Below are 15,102 nucleotides of genomic sequence, written 5' to 3'. Positions count from 1 at the left end.
AGCTCACTCCTCGGGTGCGTCGGCGGGCCGCAACAGCCCGAACCCTTCGACCGATGCCGCGTACGCGGCGAGGATACCGGCCACGGCCGGGGAATTGTGGATCATTCCCATGAGCGCCTTCTCGACGGCGTCGGCGAGGGGCACCCATTCGAGCGGCATGTCGGTCTCTTCGTGCTTGCGCTCGAAGTCGATCTCGGTACGGCGCAGCCCCCGCGCCAGGAACACCCGGATGCGCTCGTCGGTCATGCCCGGCGAGCTCATCAGGTCGACCAGCGTGTGCCAGGTGTCGGCGGCGTACCCGGCCTCCTCGGCCAGCTCACGCGCGGCGGTGGTGACCAGCGGCTCGCCCTCGACGTCGCGGATGCCGGCGGGCAGCTCCCACAGCAGGTGGCGCACCGGGTGGCGGTACTGGCGCAGCAGCAGCACCCGGTTCTCCTCGTCGAGCGCGAGGACGGCGACCGAGCCGGGGTGGACGACGTAGTCGCGGTCGGCGACGTCGTCATCCGGCATGCGCACGGAGTCGGTGCGCAGGCCGATCACCCGGCCCTGGAAGTGGTTCTTGGAGGCGACGACGTCCCACTGCCGCGCGATGTCCCTCACTTGGCGACCTTGGCGGAGACGCGGCCGTCGGCGAAGGCGAGGGCCGCGGCGATGAGGCCCTTGAACAGCGGGTTGGCCCGGGTGGGGCGGGACTTGAACTCGGGGTGCGCCTGGGTGCCGATGAAGAACGGGTGGGTCTCGGCGGGCAGTTCGGTGTACTCGACCAGGCGGCCGTCGGGCGACAGGCCGGAGAAGACCAGGCCGACCTTCTCCAGTTGCTCGCGGTAGGAGTTGTTGACCTCGTAGCGGTGGCGGTGGCGTTCGTCGGCCTTGGCCTTGCCGTAGAGCTGCCTGGCCAGGCTGCCTTCGCCGAGCTTGGCGGTGTAGGCGCCCAGGCGCATGGTGCCGCCCATGTCGCGCTCGCCGGCGACGACGTCCTCCTGGTCGGCCATGGTGGAGATGACCGGGTGCTTGGTGTCGGCGTCGAACTCGGCGGAGTTGGCGTCGACGACCCCGGCCAGGTTGCGCGCGGCCTCGATGACCATGCCCTGCATGCCGAGGCAGATGCCGAGCAGCGGCACCTTGTTCTCGCGGGCGTGCTTGATGGCGCCGATCTTGCCTTCGATGCCGCGTACGCCGAAGCCGCCCGGGATGAGCACGCCGTCGACGCCGTCGAGCTCGCGGGAGGCGCCCTCGTCGGTCTCGCAGTCGTCGGACTTGACCCAGCGGATGTTGACGCGGGCGTCGTTGGCGAAGCCGCCCGCGCGCAGCGCCTCGGTGACCGACAGGTAGGCGTCGGGCAGATCGATGTACTTGCCGACCAGCGCGATCGTGACCTCCTTGGCCGGGCGGTGCACGCGCCGCAGCAGCTGCTCCCACTCCTTCCAGTCGACGTCGCGGAACGGCAGGCCGAGGCGGCGCACGACGTAGGCGTCGAGGCCCTCGGTGTGGAGCACCTTGGGGATGTCGTAGATGGAGGCGGCGTCGACCGCGCTGACGACGGCGTCCTCGTCGACGTCGCACATCAGGCTGATCTTGCGCTTGATGGAGGTCTGCACGGGCCGGTCGGAGCGCAGCACGATCGCGTCGGGCTGGATGCCGATGCTGCGCAGCGCCGCGACGGAGTGCTGGGTGGGCTTGGTCTTCAGCTCGCCGGAGGGACCGATGTACGGCAGGAGCGAGACGTGCAGGAAGAAGACGTTGTCGCGGCCCACCTCGTGGCGGATCTGGCGCACGGCCTCCAGGAACGGCAGCGACTCGATGTCGCCCACGGTGCCGCCGACCTCGGTGATGACCACGTCGACGTCGGGGCCGGCCATGCCGCGGATGCGGTCCTTGATCTCGTTGGTGATGTGCGGGATGACCTGGACGGTGTCGCCGAGGTACTCCCCGCGCCGCTCCTTGGCGATGACGTTGGAGTAGACCTGGCCGGTGGTGACGTTGGCCGAGCCGTGCAGGTCGGTGTCGAGGAAGCGCTCGTAGTGCCCGACGTCGAGGTCGGTCTCCGCGCCGTCGTCGGTGACGAAGACCTCGCCGTGCTGGAACGGGTTCATCGTGCCGGGGTCGACGTTGAGGTAGGGGTCGAGCTTCTGCATCGTGACCCGTAGCCCGCGTGCCTTGAGCAGGCGGCCGAGGCTGGAAGCCGTGAGCCCCTTGCCGAGACTGGAGGCGACACCGCCGGTGACGAACAGATGCTTGGTTTGCGATGCGCTGCGCAAAGGGGCTCCCGTGGCTCGAGGTGTGGCTATGTGTCCACGGGCTCTCAGGATATCAAAGAACGCCCCCGACATGCCCGAACGGCATGACCAAGCGGTAACTTTGGGCCCTATGTCACACGTACGGCGGGCGGCGGGCGCGCTGATTCACCGCGCCTACGCCGCTTTGCGCAGAGCCGGGGCGATCAGTCCGTCCAGTCCGGCAGGCTATCGCTTCCGCCATCTGGGCGAAGGCGTGTCGATCGCGTTCCCGCCCGGGGCGATCTTCGGCGAGCAGTGGATCGAGATCGGCGAGGGGACGCTCGTCGGGGAGCGGGTCTCGCTGTCGTGCGGGATGGGGCCGGGCGTGGACCTGGGCCCGGACTCGATCCTGCGGATCGGCGGAAGCTGCTCGATCGGGCGCGGCAGCCACATCGTGGCGCACCAGTCGATCGACGTCGGCGACCACGTGTTCACCGGGCCGTACGTGTACATCACCGACCAGAACCACGTCTACGACGACCCCGAGGTGCCCATCGGACGGCAGTGGCCGAGGAACAGCCCGGTCTCGATCGGCTCGGGCTCGTGGCTGGGCGCCGGCGCGATCATCCTGCCGGGAACCCGGCTGGGGCGGCAGTGCGTGGTGGCGGGCGGCGCGGTGGTGCGGGGCGAGTTCCCCGACCACAGCGTGGTGGCGGGCATCCCGGCCAAGCTGGTGCGCCGCTACGATCCGGCGCTGGGCTGGCACTCCCCCGGCGCCTCCGCGATCACCTCGCTGGACCGCCAGGCGACCGCCTGAACCACCACGGGCCGCCCGAAGGACCCATGGACCGTTCATAACCCGGCAAAGGCCGCCTCGCGCCCGTCCCGGCGGGGGACATACCGGGCGTGGAGATCGATCTGCTGCTGCGCCTGGTCGCGGCCGCGGTGCTCGGCGCCGTCATCGGCATCGAGCGGCAGTGGCGGGCCCGGATGGCGGGCCTGCGCACGAACCTGCTCGTCGCCGTCGGCGCGGCCCTGTTCGTGCTGCTCAGCGCGTACGGCTTCGCCGGCGCCACCGCCGACCCGACCCGCGTGGCCGCGCAGATCGTCTCGGGCATCGGCTTCCTCGGCGCGGGCGTGATCCTGCGCGAGGGGTTCAACATCCGTGGTCTCAACACCGCGGCGACCCTGTGGTGCGCGGCGGCGGTCGGCTCGCTGGCGGGGGCGGGCATGTACCTGATGGCCACGGCGGGGACCTTCCTGATCGTGGTGGCGAACACGCTCATGCGCCCGCTGGGCCGCTTCCTCGACCGGCGGCGGGCGGCCCGCCGTACCCGCTACCGGTTCGAGGTGCGGTGCTGGGACGACGACCAGGCGCACGTGCGCAAGCTGGTCGTCAACGCGCTGACCCGGCCGGAGCTGCGGCTGCGCAGCCTGCAGGGGCAGGAGGCCGACCGGCGCGGCCAGGTGGAGGTGATCGCGATCGTGGACAGCCTGCGCCGCGACGAGAGCCTCTTCGAGTCGGCCACGAGCCGGCTCAGCCTGGAGCCCTCGGTGACCTCGGTGTCGTGGACGGTCGAGGGCGAGGATGACGACGACGAGGACGACTCCTAGACCGAACAAGGTTCTGGGGGTTAGCGTCGCGGCATGCGCACCGAACTGGCCGACAGGCTCGGCGTGGAATTCCCGTTGTTCGCCTTCAGCCATTGCAGGGACGTGGTGGCCGCGGTCACCAACGCGGGCGGGTTCGGCGTCCTGGGCGCCATCGCCTACTCCCCCGCCGAGCTGGACACCGAGCTGACCTGGATCGACGAGCAGGTGGGCGGCCGGCCGTACGGGGTGGACGTGCTCGTCCCCGGGAAGATCGAGGGGCCGCGCGTGGACGTCGCGGCCTTCGTCCCCGACCGGCACCGCGACTTCGTCGCGCACCTGTTCCGCAAGTACGGCGTCGCCGCCGCGTCCGGCCGGGAGATCCGCTCGGCCGACGAGTTCGCGGGCAGGGTGACGGCGGCCGGCGCGACCGGCCTGATCGACGTGGCGCTGAAGCATCCGATCGGCCTCATCGCCAGCGCCCTGGGCCCGCCGCCGCCCGAGATGGTGGCCAGGGCCCGCGAGCACGGCATCCCGGTGGCCGCCCTGGTCGGCACCGTGGAGCACGCGCGCAGGCAGGTGGCGGCGGGCGCGGACGTCATCGTCGCCCAGGGCACCGAGGCCGGCGGGCACACCGGCGAGATCTCCACGATGGTGCTGGTCCCGCAGGTCGTGGACGCCGTGGGCCCGGTCCCCGTGCTGGCGGCCGGCGGCATCGCCGGCGGGCGCCAGATGGCCGCGGCGATGGCGCTCGGCGCGCAGGGCGTGTGGTGCGGGTCGGTCTGGCTGACCACCGAGGAGGCCGAGACGGCCCCGGCGGTCAAACGCAAGATGCTCGCCGCCTCCTCGCTCGACACCGTCCGCTCGCGCTCGCGCACCGGCAAGCCGGCCAGGCAGCTGAAGTCGGCGTGGACCGAGGAGTGGGACGCCGCCCCCGAGAGCCCGGGTCCGCTGGGGATGCCGTTGCAGATGCTGGTGGCCGAGGGCGCGATGGCCCGCATCGGCGCGGCGGCCGAGCGCGGCGAGCCGGGCGCCGTGGAGCTGGCCAACTACTTCGTCGGCCAGGTAGTGGGCCAGCTCGACCAGGTCAGGCCGGCCCGCGAGGTGGTCTACGCGATGGTGAGCGAGTTCGCCGACGCGGTGGAGCGGCTGCGGCGCCTGTCAGAGTAGAACGGTGGAGTTCGTCGAGCTGGCCAGGGGCGGCGGGGTGCCCGCGCACGTCCAGATCGAGCGCTGGCTGCTGGAGTCGATCGCGCGCGGCGAGATCGCGCCGGGCGACCGGCTGCCGGGCGAGCGCGAGCTGGCGGCGCGGCTGGGCGTGTCGCGGATGACGCTGCGGCAGGCGCTGGCGACGCTGGAGGCGCGCGGCGTCCTGGTCCGTACGCAGGGGCGCGGCGGCGGGGCGTTCGTGGCCGAGCCCCGGGTCGAATGCGACCTGACGGGGCTGGCCGGGTTCACCGAGCGGATGCGCAGGGCCCACCTGACCGCCGAGGCCCGGCTGCTGCGGGCGCGTACGCGCCGGGCCCCGCCGGAGGTCGCGGCGGCGCTGGAGCTGGAGCCCGCTGCGCCGGTGCACGAGATCGCCCGCGTGCGCTCGGCGGGCGGCTCGCCGGTGGCGCTGGAGCTGTCGTTCTTCCCCGCCGTGCTCCTGCCGGGCCTGCTGAGGGAGGACCTCGGCGGCTCGCTGTACGACCTGCTGGCCGCCCGCTACGGGCTGGCGCCCAGCCGCGCGGTCGAGCACCTGGATCCGGTCGTGGCCACCCACGAGCAGGCCGCCGAGCTGGACGTGGCGCCGGGCACGCCGCTCATGCGCATCGAGCGCACCGCCTACGCGGCCGCGGGCGTGCCGGTGGAGCACGCCCGCGACCTGTACCGGCCCGACCGGGTCCGCCTGACGGTGCGGACCTAGCCGACCGTGCCGGTGACGCGCTCGCCGAACAGCTCCACCTCCACGGCGGTGCCCGGCTCGGCGTTCAGGTAGGCGTAGGCCAGCGAGGCGCCCAGCGTGTAGCCGTAGCCGCCCGAGGTGACGCGCCCCTCCACCCGGCCGTCGACGCGCACCGGCTCGTTGCCGAGCACGACCGCCCGCGGGTCGTCGAGCGTGATGCGGCGCAGCCGCCGCGGGGGCGACGGGTCGAGCGCCGCGCGGCCCAGGAACTCCTTGTCCATCTTGACGCAGAAGCCCAGGCCCGCCTCGTACGGGGTCGTCTCCGGGCCGAGGTCGGCGCCCCAGACCCGGTAGCCCTTCTCCAGGCGCATGCTGTCGATGGCCTTGTAGCCGCAGGCCATCAGTCCGTGCGGCTCGCCGGCGGCCCACAGGGTGTCCCAGAGCGCCCTGCCGTACTCGCTGGAGCAGTAGAGCTCCCACCCGAACTCGCCCACGAACGTCACCCGCAGCGCCAGCACCGGCACGTCGCCCACGGTCAGCTCACGCGCGGACATGAACGGCGCGTCCAGCGGATCGGCGGTGAGCGTCGCCATGATGGCGCGCGCCTTCGGACCCCACAGCGCGAAGCAGGCGTACTGCCCGGTCACGTCGGCGATCCGCGCCCCCGAGCCGCGCAGCCTGGCCTGCTTGCGCAGCCAGCCGAGGTCGTGGGAGCCGAACGCGGTGCCGGTGACGATGAGGAAGTCCTCCTCGCCGCGCCGGGTGACGGTGAAGTCGCACTCGATGCCGCCGCGCCGGTTGAGCGCCTGCGTGTAGGTGACCTGGCCGGGCTCGCGGGCGACGCGGTTGGCGCAGACCCACTCCAGCAGCCCGGCCGCGTCGGGGCCGCTCACCTCGATCTTGGCGAACGAGCTCTCGTCGAACAGCCCCGCGCCGGTGCGGGTGGCGCGGTGCTCGGCGCCGATCGCGGGGTGCCAGCCGCGCGCCGCCCACCCGCGCGGCTCCTCTTCCTTCCGGTACGGCTCCGCCGCGTTCGGCGCGTAGTAGTTGACCCGCTCCCACCCCGACTTCTCGCCGAAGACGGCGCCGTGGGCGGCGTGCCAGGCGTACGCCGGCGAGGTGCGCAGCGGGCGGCCGGCGGCGCGCTCGTGGCCGGGGTAGCGGATGTCGTAGTAGGTCTCGTAGTTCTCCACGACGCGTTTGCGCGTGTAGGAGGGTGAGCGGTACTGGCGGCCGAAGCGGCGGATGTCCATGTGCCACAGGTCCATGGACGGCTCACCCTCGACGATCCACTCGGCCATGACCATGCCGATGCCGCCCGCCCCGGCGATGCCGTGCGCGCAGAAGCCGGCCGCCACGTAGAAGCCGCCGACCTCGGTCTCGCCCAGGCAGAACTCGTTGTCCGGGGTGAACGCCTCCGGTCCGTTGATCATCTTGCGGATGCCGACGTCGCCGAGGGCGGGGACGCGGATGGCGGCATTGTCAGAAATTTCGGTGAATCGGTCCCAGTCCTCCGGCAGCAGGCGGCCGTTGAAGTCCGCCGGGACCGGGTCCAGCCATGGGGCCGAGGTGCGCTCGTAGCCGCCCATGACCAGGCCCTGGACGTCCTGGCGGTAGTAGACGAGCAGGTCGGGGTCGCGCAGCGTGGGCAGGCCGGTGTGCTCGTGGAAGCCTTCCGTCACCACGTACTGGTGCGACATCGGGATGATCGGCACGCGCACCCCGGCCATGCGGCCGATCTCCGGGGCGAACATGCCGCCGCAGTTCACCACGATCTCGCAGTCGATGTCGCCCCGGTCGGTGCGGACCCGGCGGACCCGGCCCCGCTCGACGTCGACGCCGAGCACCCGGGTGTGAGTGCGGAACGTGGCGCCGCCCTCGCGGGCCAGGCCGGCCAGCGCGTAGCAGAGCTGGGAGGGGTCGATCTGGCCGTCGGTCGGCAGGTACGCGGCGCCGACCACGCCCCCCGGGTCCATGAGGGGGAACAGCTCGGCCGCCTCGGCCACCGAGATCTCCTCCAGCGGCAGGCCGTACGTGCGGGCCCAGCCGATCTGGCGGCGGATCTCCTCCATGCGCTCGGGACTGGAGGCGAGCTTGATGCCGCCGCACTCGGTCCAGACGTCGAGCTTGCGGTAGAGCTCGACCGAGTACTGGTTCATGCGGGTCAGGGTGGGGTCGGCGCGCAACTGGCCGACGAGTCCGGCGGAGTGGAAGGTGGAGCCGCTGGTCAGTTCGTCGCGGTCGAGGACCAGGACGTCGCGTTCGCCGAGTTCGGTCAGGTGGTAGGCCACGCTGGCGCCGCCGACGCCACCGCCGATGATCACGATCCGGGCCGAGTCGCTCATGCCCGCGACGCTAACCGGCTCGATGTAAAAGGTCTAGACCGTTTCCTTCTCGATCGAGCGCGTGTCGCGGGTGCGTGAGGCACGATCGGAGAGGGGGGCACGGTGCTAGCATCGCCGGTCAATCTTGACGAGGAGAGCGCCCATGGATGAGGTTCTCGACCGCATTCCCCTGCTGGCGGGCCTGCCGCGTACCGTTGAAGAGCTTCCCGGGGGGCTCACCAACCGCAACTACAAGGTGAGCGTGCCGGGCGCGGCGTACGTGGTGAGGGTGCCGGCCAGCGAGGGCGGGCTGCTGGGCATCGACAGGGACGCCGAGCACGCCAACTCGATCGCGGCCGAGCGGGCGGGGGTCGGGGCGCCGGTCCACGCCTATCTGCGGGAGCTCGGGGTGCTGGTGGTGGGGTACCTGCCGGGGCGCACGTTCACCGAGGCGGACCTGCGGGACTCGGTGAACCTGCCGAGAGTGGCCGAGGCGTGCCAGAGGCTGCACACCGGGCCGCGCTTCTCCCGGGACTTCGACATGTTCGAGATCCAGAAGGGGTATCTGAAGATCGTCCAGTCCCGAAATTTCCGCCTCCCCGCGAAATATCGGGATTTCGAGCCTCATGTGGAGCAGATCCGTGAGGCGTTGAAGGTCCGTGACGAGGGGACCGTCCCCTGCAACAACGATCTCCTGCCCGGCAACTTCATCGACGACGGCGAGCGCCTGTGGCTGATCGACTACGAGTACTCGGGCAACAACGACGCCTGCTTCGAGCTGGGCAACATCTGGAGCGAGTCCGACCTGTCGCTGGAGCAGCTGGAGGAGCTCGTCACCGCCTACTACGGCCGCCGCCTGCGCAACCGCATCGCGCGGGCGCGGCTGCTCGGCCTCATGTCCAAGTACGGCTGGACGCTGTGGGCCGCCATCCAGGACGGCGCCAACGAGTCCATCGACTTCGACTTCTGGTCGTGGGGCATGGAGAAGTACGAGCGCGCGATGGCCGAGTTCACCGGCCCCGCCCTGCCCGGACTCCTGGACGAGGCCGCCCGGCCCGACTGACAACGCGCACGATGAGCCGGAGCCCCTGATCGACCAGCGGGTGCTCGGGGGCCTCGCCGAGGTGACCTGACGCCGGGGCGGGCGGGCTAGGTTGGTGTCATGTTCGCCACGCTCACCGGCCTGGGTCTGTCGACGGCCGCCGGGCTCAACGCCTACATCCCGCTGCTCGTGGTCGGGGTGCTGGCCAACTTCACCGACCGCGTGAAGCTGCCGGACGGCTACGCGTGGCTGTCGAACTGGGGCGTGCTGGCGGTGCTGGCCGTACTGCTGCTGGCCGAGGTGGTGCTCGACAAGATCCCGGCCGTGGACAGCGTCAACGACATGATCCAGACGGCGGTCCGGCCCGCCTCCGGCGGCGTGGTGTTCAGCGCCACCTCGGCCGCGGCCGAGCTCGACAACTCCACCTGGCTCACCGAGAACCCGTGGCTCAGCTGGGTGCTCGGCATCCTGGTGGCGCTGGCCGTACACGCGCTGAAGGCCGCGGCCCGCCCGGTCGTCAACGTCGGCACCGGCGGGGTCGGCGCACCCGTGATGAGCACCGTCGAGGACGCCGGCTCACTCGGCGTGAGCCTCGTGGCGATCTTCATCCCGCTGCTGGTGATCGTCCTGCTCATCGGGCTGGCCCTGCTCGCGTGGTGGATGATCAGGAAGGTACGGCGCCGCCGCCGCGGCCGCTCACCCGGCTAGCCAGCCGAGCACGAGCGCGACGAAGTCGTCAGGCCGCTCCTCGTGCAGGCGGTGGCTCGCGCCCTCCCAGACGACGACCTTCGAGTCCGGGTGTTTGAGCAGCCCCTCCTCCCAGGCCGCCCGGTCCGGGTCGAACCACAGCGACAGCACCGGGCAGGCCCTTCGCGCCAGGTAGGCGTCGGAGGCGGGCCGTACGCCGATCGAGTCCTCCAGCGCGAACATCGCCTCGAACGCCTGGGCCAGCACGTGCGGCGGCATTCCGTACAGGCGGCGCCGGTGCCAGCGGCGGATGACCGCGGGGGTGCGCCGGTTGGTGCACCAGCGGTCGATCTCGACGGCCGCCTCGTGCGCGTCCTCCGAACGCAGGGCGGCGATCGTCTGGGGGAACATCCCGGCCACCTCGGGCGCGATGCCGTACCCCGGATCGACCGTGACCAGCCGCTCGACCAGGCCGGGATGCTCGACGGCGAGGATGGAGACGATCTGACCGCCCATCGAGTGGCCGATCGCGACGACCTTCGCGACGCCGAGCGCGGCCAGCAGCGCGGCGAGGTCTTCGGCCATGCGGCGGGGCGTGTTGTCCTCGGCGGGCACGGAGGAGTAGCCGTGGCCGCGCAGGTCCACGGCGATCACCCGGCGCCCGGCGGCCAGGGCGTCGAGGTGCCAGGACCACTGGTGCGAGTCGGCGCCCCAGCCGTGCACCAGCAGCAACGGCGTCGCCTGCCCGCCGCCGTCGTCGGTGTAGAAGAGCCGGACGTCCTCGGCGACCCGCGCGTACGGCATGTGCCTCCCTACCTCAGGCCGCCGCGCAGCGCCGCGCGGGCGTGCTCGGCGGTGATCACCATCGCGGGCGCCCCGGCCAGGACGCGCCGGTCCTCTTCCGCGTCGAACACCTCGGTGCCGCGGCCCGCCCCGGCGTCACCACCACAACCGGCCTCGCCCCAGGGCCGCCACGGCGCCACACCCCAGGAACACGACCGCATCTGTCACCACAGCGGCTGTGGGATCGCCGGTTCCGTGTGCGGGAGGTCGGAAGGCGGGCACGTCGGATCCCCGCACCCGGAACCCGCGATGGCGCGGCCCTTCGCCCACGTCAGGCCCGTCCAGACTCTGGAGGTGTCGTGGATGCCGCAGGTGGCGGGGATGGGGGTGCGGTGGGTGGTGGGGGGACGGGTGGCCGGGCGATCAGGGCGGCCGCTCCCGCGGTCCAGCCGCCGTCGACGGCGAGTTCGGCACCGGTGATGTAGGAGGCGGCGTCCGACAGCAGGAACGCGATGGCCTCGGCCACCTCCTCCGGCATGCCCCACCGCCCGCTGGCCGCCAGCGGGAACGCGCCCTCCGCCGGCGTGGCCCCGAACTGCTCGGTCATCGGCGTGACGATCATCCCGGGATGCACGGAGTTGACGCGGATCCGGGCGGGCGAGAACTCCAGCGCCGCGATCTTCGTCAGCCCGCGCACGCCCCACTTGGAGGCGCCGTACCCGGAGGTGCCGGGCAACGCGAACAGTCCCGCCACCGACGACAGGTTGACGATGGCGCCGCCGCCCGCCGCCCGCATGGGCCCGACGGCGGCGCGCAGGCCGAGGAAGACCCCGGTCAGGTTGACGTTCAGCACCCGCTCGAAGTCGTCCAGCGTCGTCTGCTCGATCGGCCGGGAGGAGACGATTCCGGCGTTGTTCACCAGGCCGTGGAAGGGGCCGGTCTCGTCCATGACGCGGGCCCAGTCGGCCTCGCTGGTGACGTCGTGGGGCAGGAAGCGGCCGCCGATCTCCTTGGCGGTAGCCGTACCCTCCTCGGCGAGGACGTCCGTGACGATCACGCTCGCGCCCGCGGCGGCGCAACGGCGGGCGGTGGCGGCGCCCATGCCGCGCGCTCCCCCGGTGATGACGACGACCTTCCCGTCGAGCATGCGCGGCTCCTCAAGCGGCCCGGGACAATGGACGCACTGAACCACAGGCCCCTGACACAATCAAGAGCTTGCTCGGTTCACCATCCTGTGCCGAATCCGCTCCGGATGGAACTACCCGAGCCCCGTCCGGCGTTGGTCAGAGCGATAAGAACGCAGCGGAACGCGATCTGGCTGAGCCTCATGCCGGCCGATTCGGCGGACTATGCTCAGTGCACGGGAGGTGCCTCCGATCGAAACGATCTTCGCGATTCTGCTGGTCGTTTTCCTGCTGTTCCTGGTGCTCGGCGGGGTAGCGATCTTTTTCATGGTCAAGCTGGGCAAGAAGGCGGCCAAGTCCGCCAAGAAGGCCACGACCCGGCTCAGCGCCCACGTCAACGCGATGGGCACCGGCGAGGCGGCCGAGATCGAGCGCCTCCGCCTCGACCTGCGCCGCGAGGTCGGGCTCACCCGCCAGGCGATCGACCAGGCGCACGCGTCGGGCTGGGGCCTGGGCGACCTGCCCCACCTGATGGCAGAGCTGGCCAAGCAGGCCGAGGTCCAGGACCAGCAGCTGGGCATCTACGCCCAGCAGCTGCGCATCTCCTCGGTCGTCGACCACGTCACGGCCGAACGCCTGCGCGAACACCAGGCCAAGCTCACGGCCATGTGCGCCCGCATCCGCGCCGACCTCATGCGCACGCAGGTGCAACACGCCTCGGGCGGCATCGACGACCTCTCCTCCCGCACCGACCTGGAGATCGAGGCCCGCCGCCCGGCCCCCTTCACCGACCCGCTGGACGAGATCGACGACCTCTACCGCAAGACCATCCAGAACCGCCAAGAGCCCTCCTGATATCACTCTCTGTGAGATCATGGAGCCTTCACGTAGCAGGCTCCCAGGGAGACAGGTCGTGGCCACCACACTGCCCGACTGGTTCTATCCGGGCCCTCGGGAGGGCTGGACCGCCGACATGCTCGACCACCTCCCTCCCGACGCGCCCAGGCACATCGATCTGATCGACGGATCGCTCTTCATGAGGCCGCCGCAGACCAGATCCCACATGCTGCTCGTCCGGCTGCTCGAACAGGGGTTCCGCCCTCCCGAGCCGTTGGCCGTGGCTCGGGAGATGACCGTCACCCTGGGCATCAGGCAACGCCCGGAGCCCGACATCCTGCTGGTCAGCAGGTCCGCGATGATGAGCGTCACGACATCCTTCAAACCGGAGGATGTCCACCTGATCGTGGAGGTCGTCTCCAAGGAGTCCGAGGAGCGGGACCGGATCACCAAGCCGAGCAAGTACGCCGACGCCGGGATCAAGTTCTTCTGGCGCATCGAGGAGGAAGACGGCGCAGCGGTCGCCTACACCTTCGAGCTCGAACCGGCCATGAAGGCCTATGTCCCCACGGGCATCCATCGCCGCATGCTGCGTACCGACATCGGCTTCGACGTCGAGATCGATCTCGACTACACCAAGCCCATCTGAAGCACAGCGTGTTTTTTGGGCGTTGACGAAACTTCCTTACATGCTATTGATAGATCGAGTCGGAAAGTTTCAACGCAGCGCTGCACCGCCTCCCCATCCACCCCCCAAGGAGGACGCGCATGGTGCGCAGCACGCCCACTGACCCCATCGACTTACTCGGCCCGGTCCAAGGCGAAGTCTCGTGGTTCTGCTGCGGGAACGCCTGGGGACCCTGCAGTTCCACCGGCAAGGGTGCCTGCGGCACCTGCAACTCGGGGAGCCTGCAGCACGCCTGGCCCAACACCTCCGACGCCTGCTGGAACATCACCCGTCCCGACCGCTGCGGCGACGCCCTGTCCCGCCGGACCTGCGGGTTCCGCCACCGGACCACGTCCTTGTGCGGCGGCGGCAGCATCGTCACCACCATCGCCGACTGCGGCCCGCAGACCGACCTGTTCTGCGGTGAGCGCAGCTGCTGCGGCGCCACCTGCGCCAGCAACCGGCTGATCGACCTCACCCCGGCGGCCTACTCCAGGATCGCCAGCCTGTCCACGGGCCTGCGCCCATGCGAGATCTCGACGGCCTGAGGGAGCTGAGGATGACCACGCGCAGGAAGATGCTCAAATCCGCGCTCCTGGGCGGCGGCGCCACGGTCGTGGCCGCCACCGCCATGGGTTCGCTCGGCCCCGAGGCGGCCTTCGCCGCCGCTCCGGATCAGCCGGAACCCGGCGTCCCCGACCCCGAGTTCGCCGAAGGCCGCATCCGGGCCGTCAAGGACAACACCCTGATCGTGCTCGGCTCGAACATGGTCTTCCACCAGATCAGGGTCGTCGACGGGACGAGCCTGTGGAAGCTCGGCCCGGTCGGCTTCGACCAGGCCAGGCCCGGCGACGGCCTCTACGCCAGAGGCGTCCGCATGCCCGACGGAATGCTCGCCGCCGAGTCCGTGTGGCTCAACATCGTCAACATCAAGGGCCACGTCAGGAACATCACCAACGAGAAGATCCACCTCGACCACAACGGCAAGGACGTGCTCTGCCACGTCGTACCCGGCAGGTCCGTGGCCGTCCACTCCGACGCGCCGCCGTCGGCCGACCTGTCGCTCCTGCGCGTCGGCCAGCACGTCCAGATCCTGGGCGCCTGGCGGCCTGACACCAACGAAGTCGACATCGCCACCGTCTTCTCCCCGCACTAGGAGCGTGTGATGCAAGGGATCGCCGCGCTGCAGCCTTACGTGATCGCCGCCTTCCTGGTCTGGGCGGCCCTGATGAAACTGCTCAGCCGACGGATGCGGTCGCGGGCCGGGCGGACGGCGCTGGCCCGGCTGGCCGGCCCGGCGCGCGCGGTCCCTCTGCTCCGTCTGGTGGCGGTGGCCGAACTCGCGGTCGCGGGCGTCCTGCTCGCGCCACCGTCCTCCCCCTGGGAGGGTACGGCCGCCGCCGCCCTGTCCACCGGCTTCCTCGCCTACCTGGCCTACTCCGCGATCGCCGTCCCCGACGCGTCCTGCGGCTGCCTGGGCGCCCACGGCCGGCCGATCGAGTGGCGCTCGTTCGCCCGCGCCGGGCTTCTGCTGGCCATGAGCGTGCTGGCGGTGACGGCCGGGCCGTACCCGATCGAGCCGCTCGCGCTCGTGATCGCCGGCGCCGAGGCCCTCGCCCTGCTGGCCCTCTCCCCCGAACTCGACCGTCACTGGCTCACGCCGTCACGGCAGCTCCTGGTACGGCTGACGCGTCCGCTGGCCGTCCGCGAGCCGGGGCTGATCCCGCTGGAGACCTCGCTCCGGCTGCTCTACCGCAGCCCCGCCTACTGCACGGCCGCCGCCCACCTGTCCTCGGACATCCAGGACTTCTGGGATGAGGACGGGCTGCGGTATGCGAGTTATGCGGCGCGGGGCCGTACCGCGGTCTTCTCCATCCCCCTGTACGGCGGCGCCCCCGCGGACGTGCGCGTCGCCCTCGTCGAAGAACCCGCTCTCAGGTGATG

General features: G+C 71.2%; 17 protein-coding genes. 11 read left to right on the top strand and 6 right to left on the bottom strand.

Translation table 11 applies throughout. The features are described 5' to 3' along the window. Positions 1-3: 3 nt before the first annotated feature. Together ACIBI5_RS13640 and ACIBI5_RS13635 are read right to left on the bottom strand one after the other, a co-directional pair. Entirely contained in the window at positions 4-600 is a 597-nt protein-coding gene (locus tag ACIBI5_RS13640; protein WP_397246488.1) for an NUDIX domain-containing protein, read from the bottom strand. Then, a complete protein-coding gene (locus ACIBI5_RS13635; protein WP_397246486.1) occupies positions 597-2,258 on the bottom strand; it encodes a CTP synthase in 1,662 nt (553 codons plus the stop codon). The genes ACIBI5_RS13640 and ACIBI5_RS13635 overlap by 4 nt, the downstream gene beginning before the upstream one ends. A gap of 109 nt (positions 2,259-2,367) precedes the next feature. Between ACIBI5_RS13635 and ACIBI5_RS13630 the strand changes: the two genes are divergently transcribed. From ACIBI5_RS13630 to ACIBI5_RS13615, 4 genes are all read left to right on the top strand, one after another. Beyond that, entirely contained in the window at positions 2,368-3,033 is a 666-nt protein-coding gene (locus ACIBI5_RS13630; RefSeq protein WP_397246483.1) for an acyltransferase, read from the top strand. An 89-nt stretch (positions 3,034-3,122) separates the two neighbouring features. After that, positions 3,123-3,830, top strand: coding sequence for an MgtC/SapB family protein (locus tag ACIBI5_RS13625; RefSeq protein ID WP_397246481.1), 708 nt, complete (start codon positions 3,123-3,125; stop codon positions 3,828-3,830). Between the two features lie 33 nt (positions 3,831-3,863). Continuing rightward, complete coding sequence (locus ACIBI5_RS13620) at positions 3,864-4,976, top strand: NAD(P)H-dependent flavin oxidoreductase (protein WP_397246479.1); 1,113 nt, start codon at positions 3,864-3,866, stop codon at positions 4,974-4,976. 4 nt (positions 4,977-4,980) lie between these two features. Continuing rightward, positions 4,981-5,715, top strand: a complete 735-nt coding sequence (locus ACIBI5_RS13615) for a GntR family transcriptional regulator (protein WP_397246477.1) — start codon at positions 4,981-4,983, stop codon at positions 5,713-5,715. On the opposite strand, the gene ACIBI5_RS13610 is transcribed toward ACIBI5_RS13615, so the two are convergent. After that, the gene (locus ACIBI5_RS13610) at positions 5,712-8,039 is read right to left on the bottom strand and encodes an FAD-dependent oxidoreductase (protein WP_397246475.1); all 2,328 of its coding nucleotides are present in this window, start codon (positions 8,037-8,039) and stop codon (positions 5,712-5,714) included. The two genes, ACIBI5_RS13615 and ACIBI5_RS13610, sit on opposite strands and share 4 nt — an antisense overlap. A 142-nt stretch (positions 8,040-8,181) precedes the next feature. On the opposite strand from ACIBI5_RS13610, the gene ACIBI5_RS13605 reads away from it, so the two are divergent. Together ACIBI5_RS13605 and ACIBI5_RS13600 are read left to right on the top strand one after the other, a co-directional pair. Beyond that, entirely contained in the window at positions 8,182-9,081 is a 900-nt protein-coding gene (locus ACIBI5_RS13605; RefSeq protein ID WP_397246473.1) for a phosphotransferase, read from the top strand. A 99-nt stretch (positions 9,082-9,180) separates the two neighbouring features. Further along, complete coding sequence (locus ACIBI5_RS13600; protein WP_397246471.1) at positions 9,181-9,768, top strand: DUF4126 domain-containing protein; 588 nt, start codon at positions 9,181-9,183, stop codon at positions 9,766-9,768. Here ACIBI5_RS13600 and ACIBI5_RS13595 read toward each other — a convergent pair. From ACIBI5_RS13595 to ACIBI5_RS13585, 3 genes are all read right to left on the bottom strand, one after another. After that, a complete protein-coding gene (locus ACIBI5_RS13595; RefSeq protein WP_397246469.1) occupies positions 9,757-10,551 on the bottom strand; it encodes an alpha/beta fold hydrolase in 795 nt (264 codons plus the stop codon). The genes ACIBI5_RS13600 and ACIBI5_RS13595 overlap by 12 nt on opposite strands. An 8-nt stretch (positions 10,552-10,559) precedes the next feature. Further along, positions 10,560-10,751 (bottom strand): hypothetical protein, encoded by a 192-nt coding sequence (locus ACIBI5_RS13590; RefSeq protein WP_397246467.1) that lies wholly within the window; start codon positions 10,749-10,751, stop codon positions 10,560-10,562. Positions 10,752-10,861: 110 nt separating this feature from the next. Further along, positions 10,862-11,677, bottom strand: coding sequence for a glucose 1-dehydrogenase (locus tag ACIBI5_RS13585; RefSeq protein ID WP_397246465.1), 816 nt, complete (start codon positions 11,675-11,677; stop codon positions 10,862-10,864). Positions 11,678-11,897: 220 nt separating this feature from the next. Between ACIBI5_RS13585 and ACIBI5_RS13580 the strand changes: the two genes are divergently transcribed. The 5 genes from ACIBI5_RS13580 to ACIBI5_RS13560 all read left to right on the top strand — a co-directional run bounded on the left by ACIBI5_RS13580 (position 11,898) and on the right by ACIBI5_RS13560 (position 15,100). After that, complete coding sequence (locus ACIBI5_RS13580; protein WP_397101830.1) at positions 11,898-12,509, top strand: hypothetical protein; 612 nt, start codon at positions 11,898-11,900, stop codon at positions 12,507-12,509. Positions 12,510-12,567: 58 nt separating this feature from the next. Next, entirely contained in the window at positions 12,568-13,140 is a 573-nt protein-coding gene (locus tag ACIBI5_RS13575) for a Uma2 family endonuclease (RefSeq protein WP_397246463.1), read from the top strand. Positions 13,141-13,259: 119 nt separating this feature from the next. Continuing rightward, positions 13,260-13,706, top strand: a complete 447-nt coding sequence (locus ACIBI5_RS13570; protein WP_379612930.1) for a hypothetical protein — start codon at positions 13,260-13,262, stop codon at positions 13,704-13,706. A gap of 11 nt (positions 13,707-13,717) precedes the next feature. Beyond that, positions 13,718-14,314, top strand: coding sequence for a cell wall protein (locus tag ACIBI5_RS13565; RefSeq protein ID WP_397246461.1), 597 nt, complete (start codon positions 13,718-13,720; stop codon positions 14,312-14,314). 9 nt (positions 14,315-14,323) lie between these two features. After that, positions 14,324-15,100, top strand: a complete 777-nt coding sequence (locus tag ACIBI5_RS13560; RefSeq protein ID WP_397246458.1) for a MauE/DoxX family redox-associated membrane protein — start codon at positions 14,324-14,326, stop codon at positions 15,098-15,100. Positions 15,101-15,102: the final 2 nt, after the last annotated feature.

The organism is Nonomuraea sp. NPDC050540 (assembly GCF_044457485.1).
GTDB lineage: Bacteria > Actinomycetota > Actinomycetes > Streptosporangiales > Streptosporangiaceae > Nonomuraea.
Note: the sequence above shows the minus strand (reverse complement) of the source record. Positions and strands in the feature narration are given on the sequence as shown.

Coding starts and splice junctions, on each gene's coding strand:
- ACIBI5_RS13595 (WP_397246469.1), bottom strand. CDS start 10,551: ATGCCGTACGCGCGGGTCGCCGAGGACGTCCGGCTCTTCTACACCGAC.
- ACIBI5_RS13610 (WP_397246475.1), bottom strand. CDS start 8,039: ATGAGCGACTCGGCCCGGATCGTGATCATCGGCGGTGGCGTCGGCGGC.
- ACIBI5_RS13605 (WP_397246473.1), top strand. CDS start 8,182: ATGGATGAGGTTCTCGACCGCATTCCCCTGCTGGCGGGCCTGCCGCGT.
- ACIBI5_RS13630 (WP_397246483.1), top strand. CDS start 2,368: ATGTCACACGTACGGCGGGCGGCGGGCGCGCTGATTCACCGCGCCTAC.
- ACIBI5_RS13585 (WP_397246465.1), bottom strand. CDS start 11,677: ATGCTCGACGGGAAGGTCGTCGTCATCACCGGGGGAGCGCGCGGCATG.
- ACIBI5_RS13565 (WP_397246461.1), top strand. CDS start 13,718: ATGACCACGCGCAGGAAGATGCTCAAATCCGCGCTCCTGGGCGGCGGC.
- ACIBI5_RS13570 (WP_379612930.1), top strand. CDS start 13,260: ATGGTGCGCAGCACGCCCACTGACCCCATCGACTTACTCGGCCCGGTC.
- ACIBI5_RS13620 (WP_397246479.1), top strand. CDS start 3,864: ATGCGCACCGAACTGGCCGACAGGCTCGGCGTGGAATTCCCGTTGTTC.
- ACIBI5_RS13590 (WP_397246467.1), bottom strand. CDS start 10,751: ATGCGGTCGTGTTCCTGGGGTGTGGCGCCGTGGCGGCCCTGGGGCGAG.
- ACIBI5_RS13600 (WP_397246471.1), top strand. CDS start 9,181: ATGTTCGCCACGCTCACCGGCCTGGGTCTGTCGACGGCCGCCGGGCTC.
- ACIBI5_RS13560 (WP_397246458.1), top strand. CDS start 14,324: ATGCAAGGGATCGCCGCGCTGCAGCCTTACGTGATCGCCGCCTTCCTG.